3 protein-coding genes and 1 pseudogene are annotated in these 4,830 nt (G+C 63.5%); all 4 read left to right on the top strand.

What is annotated here, in order from left to right; translation table 11 throughout:
- Positions 1-84: 84 nt before the first annotated feature.
- Positions 85-231: pseudogene (locus tag ML342_RS11930) on the top strand (DNA methyltransferase); the annotation flags it as partial.
- A gap of 126 nt (positions 232-357) precedes the next feature.
- The gene (locus ML342_RS11440) at positions 358-1,077 is read left to right on the top strand and encodes a hypothetical protein (protein ID WP_240127154.1); all 720 of its coding nucleotides are present in this window, start codon (positions 358-360) and stop codon (positions 1,075-1,077) included.
- Positions 1,077-2,189 (top strand): Fic family protein, encoded by a 1,113-nt coding sequence (locus ML342_RS11435; RefSeq protein WP_144326902.1) that lies wholly within the window; start codon positions 1,077-1,079, stop codon positions 2,187-2,189. The genes ML342_RS11440 and ML342_RS11435 overlap by 1 nt, the downstream gene beginning before the upstream one ends.
- A gap of 109 nt (positions 2,190-2,298) precedes the next feature.
- Positions 2,299-4,734 (top strand): DEAD/DEAH box helicase family protein, encoded by a 2,436-nt coding sequence (locus ML342_RS11430; RefSeq protein ID WP_240127153.1) that lies wholly within the window; start codon positions 2,299-2,301, stop codon positions 4,732-4,734.
- Positions 4,735-4,830: the final 96 nt, after the last annotated feature.

Genomic DNA, 4,830 nt, shown 5'->3' with positions numbered 1-4,830 from the left:
CCTCGCGCCGCGTGCGCTTGCGGCCCATCCCCTCGGCATCTCCGAACGACAGCTGCATCGAACTCACCCTTGAACCGATGATCCATTCTCGCCGAAAGTGGCGGAGTTGTTCAGACCTTCCCTAGGTCGGATGTTGTCCTGGACTTTTACGCGGGATCAGGCACTACAGGCCATGCGGCGATTTGGCTAAATCGAGAAGACGGCGAACAACGAAGGTTCATTCTTGTTGAGCAAGGCGACCACTTCGACACCGTCCTTCTCTCCCGTCTGAAGAAGGTCACCTACACCCCCGAGTGGAAGGACGGCAAGCCCGCACGTCTTGCCACCACCGAGGAAGCCGAACGCAGCCCGCGGATCATGAAAGTGATCCGCCTCGAATCCTACGAGGACACCCTGAACAACCTGGAACTGCGCCGCACCGAGGCGCAGCAGAGCCTGCTCGACAGCCCGCAGGCCCAGGGGGCGGACGGCTTCCGGGAGCAGTACCTGCTGCGCTACATGCTGGACGTGGAAACGCGCGGCAGCCAGTCGCTGCTGAACGTGGCCGCCTTCATGGACCCCACGGCCTACAGGCTGAAGGTCAAGCGCCCGGGTTCGGACGAGTCCCGCGAGGTGAATGTCGACCTGCTGGAGACCTTCAACTGGCTGGTCGGCCTCAAGGTGGACCACATCGCCGCGCCCCGCACCTACAGCGCCGCGTTCCGCCGCGACGACGATCCGGACCTGCCGGCCGATGCCCCGCGCCGGCTGCTGCTGGACGGCCGGTTGAAGGAGGACCCGGAAGGCCCGTGGTGGTTCCGCACCGTCACCGGCACCACGCCCGACGGCCGCCGCACCCTCGTCATCTGGCGCAAGCGCCCGGGCGGCGAGACCCCGGAAGGCATCGAGCGCGACAACCTGGTGCTGGACGAATGGTTCCGCAAGCAGGGTTACTCCAGCAAGGACAGTGAATTCGACCTGATCTACGTCAACGGCGACAACAACCTGGAAAACCTCAAGGCCCCGGATGACACCTGGAAGGTGCGCCTGATCGAGGAGGACTTCTTCCGGCTGATGTTCGATACGGAGGGGGTGTAATGGCTCCGGTCCATTACCACGAGGGCCGGTTCCCCCCGCGGGAGCTGGACTGGCCGCGGCTTATCCCGCTGATCGGTCCGGCGGCCGCGGCAGTCGCCCGTTATGATGGCATGCTGGCCGCCGTGCCGAACCCGGACATCCTGCTCTCGCCGCTGACCACCCAGGAAGCGGTGCTCTCGTCGCGTATCGAAGGTACCCAGGCCACGATGGGCGAGGTGCTGGAGTTCGAGGCGGGCCGGGAGGACATTTCCCCCGAGCGCCGCGAGGACATCCGCGAAGTACTGAACTACCGTGCGGCAATGCGCGAGGCCGAGCGACTCCTGGCAGAGTTGCCCCTGTCCCAGCGGGTGATCCGCGAGATGCACCGGGTGCTGCTAGACGGGGTGCGGGGCCAAAATAAGGCGCCGGGGGAGTACAGGCGCATTCCCAACTGGATTGGCCCAAGCGGCTGCGCCATCGAGCAGGCGAGGTTCGTCCCCATCGGCGCCGACAAGCTACCCGATGCCATGAGCGCCTGGGAGAGATACCTGCACGAGGAGGCGCCAGACCGGCTGATCCAGCTTGCCATCCTCCACGCAGAGTTCGAGGCCCTGCACCCGTTCCTGGACGGCAACGGCCGGCTGGGGCGTATGCTGGTGCCCCTCTTCCTGTGGCAGAAGGGCCTGATTCGGCGGCCCATGTTCTACCTCAGCGCCTGGCTGGAGGCACACCGGGACGAGTACTACGAACGGCTGCTGGCCGTCTCCCGGGACGACGACTGGACGGGATGGTGCGGCTTCTTCCTGGAAGCCGTGCGGACCCAGGCTGAGGAGAACCTGCGTCGTGTTCAGGCCATCCTCGAACTGCATGGGAGCCTCAAACTCCGCCTGCCGGAGATGACCCGCTCCCAGTACGCGGTCCACGCCCTGGAGTGGCTGTTTGCCCGCCCCATCTTCAGCGCCTCGGACTTCGTCCAGATGGCCGGCATCCCGGCGCCGACCGCCCGGCGGTTTCTGGGCGTCCTCAAAAAACACAAGATTATCAAAGAGTTAATGGAGTCCAGCGGGCGCCGCTCAGCGGTGCTGGTTTTTCCGGCGCTGCTCAACATCGCCGAAGGCAGGGAGGTGTTTTGATGCTCACCCATTCACAACAAGGCGCCTTGTCGATCACTTTGTTATCAAAAATGATCAACAAACGCCGTAGCTGCCATCCAATGAGCGACAAGCGGAAGGAGGCTGCCTGATGCCGCGCGGACGTCCTCGCAAGAACGATGCAGCTTCGCCCAAGGCGTCTGCGCGCGGCCGGGCCGCCGCGGCCCGCGCGTCGTTGCCGTTCAACCGCAAGCTCGCCCTCAACCAGTGGCTGCTCGGTCTGTTCGGTGTCGAGCGCTTCGACCAGCTTGCCGCCCATTTGAAGGATGAGTCGCTGGAAGGACTGGATGCGGACAACATCCACCGCTTCCACCACGCCCTGTGCCTGCACCTGCCCCCGGAGAACAGGCCGGAGCTGACGGACGAGCAGCTGCTGGAGTACGACCAGGCCATCGTTTCGGTCACGCAAGACCTCAACGACCGGCGCATCACCCGGGGCGAAGAACCGATCGTCTGGAAGTACTTCCAGTACCTGGCGCTGCTGTTCACGGAAATCTACCTCGACCGCTACTTCCGCGACCCCGCCGGCCTGCGGCAGGCGCTCAACGCGCGCATTGCGGCGCTGAACGAGAACATCCCGGAAGCGGACCGGATCGCGGCACTGGACGAGTCTGAGGAGCCTCGCCTCCAGCTCAACAAGATCGCCTTCTGGATGGCCACCGGCAGCGGCAAGACGCTGCTCATGCATGCCAACATCCTCCAGTACCAGCGGTTTCTGGAAACACATGGTCTTTCGCGCGAGCTGAACCGGATCATCCTGCTCACGCCCAATGAGGGGCTGTCGCAGCAGCATCTGCGCGAGTTCCAGAAGTCGGGTATCGAGGCGGAGATCTTCAACAAGGACGGACGCGGCCTGTTCGCCGGCCGTGCGGTGGAAATCCTGGAGGTCACCAAGCTGAAGGAGGAGATGGGCGAGAAGACAGTGGCGGTGGATGCCTTCGAGGGCAACAACCTTGTCCTCGTCGATGAAGGGCACCGCGGTGCTTCGGCAGGCGGCGACGGGGCCTGGATGAAGTTCCGCAACGCGCTGTGTGAAAAGGGCTTCTCGTTCGAATATTCCGCCACCTTCGGGCAGGCCGTGGCCGGTAACCGCGATCTGACCGACCTCTACGCGCGCAGCACGCTGTTCGACTATTCCTACCGCTGGTTCTACGGCGACGGTTTCGGCAAGGACTACCACATCCTCAACCTGGAGGACGATCGCAACGAGGAATGGATGAGGACCTACCTCACCGCCTGCCTGCTGTCGTTCTTCCAGCAGCAGCGGCTGTACCGGGAACAGGAAGCGAGCCTGCGCCCGTTCAACATCGAAAAGCCGTTGTGGGTCTTCGTGGGCGGCAGCGTCAATGCCGTACGCAAGGAGGACAAAAAGGATGTGTCCGACGTCGTGGCCATCCTGAAGTTCCTGGCCGCCTACGTGGCGAATCGCAAGGACAGCACCGAGCGCATCCGGCGCGTGCTGAAGGATGGGTTGGTGACGGCCACCGGCAAGAACCTGTTCACGGGCCGTTTCGCCTACCTGAACACCTGCGGTCTGTCGCCCGAACAGATCTTCGACGAAACACTGGCGACCCTGTTCAACGCTCCCGCAGGCGGCCTGCTGCACGTCGAGAACCTGAAGGGTGCCGCCGGCGAAATCGGCGTGCGCGTGGGCGACAACGCGTTCTTTGGCGTCATCAACGTCGGTGACGACACCAAGCTGGTGAAGCTGTGCGAAACCAGCGGCTTGCATGTCGCCGAGCGGGAATTCTCCGGATCGTTGTTCCACGAGCTGGACAAGCCGCACTCCGCCATCAACGTGCTCATTGGTTCGAAGAAGTTCACCGAGGGCTGGAGCAGCTGGCGCGTGAGCACCATGGGACTGATGAACGTTGGGCGCAGCGAGGGCGCGCAGATCATCCAGCTCTTCGGCCGCGGTGTGCGGTTGAAGGGTTACGGCATGAGCCTCAAGCGCAGCGTGCGTGCAACCCTCCCCGCGGCGCTGAAACGGCCCAGGCACATCGACCTGCTCGAAACGCTGCATATCTTCGGCGTCCGTGCCGACTACATGGAACAGTTCCGGAAGTTCCTGGAAGATGAAGGATTACCCGCCAACGAAGAACGCATCGAATTCATCCTGCCGGTCATCCGGAACCTGGGCACGAAGCCGCTCAAGACGATCCGTCTCAAGAAAGAGATCAACGGCATCAAGACCGAATTTGGCGACGCCTTCCGCAAGCTGGGGCCGGTTCCGACCCTCCAGCCCCCGCGCCCCGACCTTGAGCCCGCCACGGCCTACCTGCAGAAGAACCAGGTGGTGCTGAACTGGTACCCGAAGATCCAGGCCATGAAGTCCGACGGGGTATCGGGCAGCGAGGATGAAGGCACCCCCAATGCGGCGCATTTGACGAGGCAGCACATCGCCTTCCTGGACCTCGATCAGCTGTACTTCGACCTCGAACGATTCAAGGCCGAGCGTGGCTGGCACAACCTCAACCTGCCCCGTTCCGGCATCGCTGCTTTGCCGACATCCCCCCACCTTCAGTAGCGGTTCGATCTAGAGTCCGGGTTGGATGGTAGCCGATGCCAGTTGCCTGGCATAGGCGCTCGGTGTCAGCCCGCCCAATGCCTGCTTCGGCCGCTC

The organism is Thermomonas alba (assembly GCF_022419205.1).
GTDB lineage: Bacteria > Pseudomonadota > Gammaproteobacteria > Xanthomonadales > Xanthomonadaceae > Thermomonas > Thermomonas alba.
This window is presented reverse-complemented; position numbering and strand designations above follow the sequence as displayed.

Coding starts and splice junctions, on each gene's coding strand:
- ML342_RS11440 (WP_240127154.1), top strand. CDS start 358: ATGAAAGTGATCCGCCTCGAATCCTACGAGGACACCCTGAACAACCTG.
- ML342_RS11435 (WP_144326902.1), top strand. CDS start 1,077: ATGGCTCCGGTCCATTACCACGAGGGCCGGTTCCCCCCGCGGGAGCTG.
- ML342_RS11430 (WP_240127153.1), top strand. CDS start 2,299: ATGCCGCGCGGACGTCCTCGCAAGAACGATGCAGCTTCGCCCAAGGCG.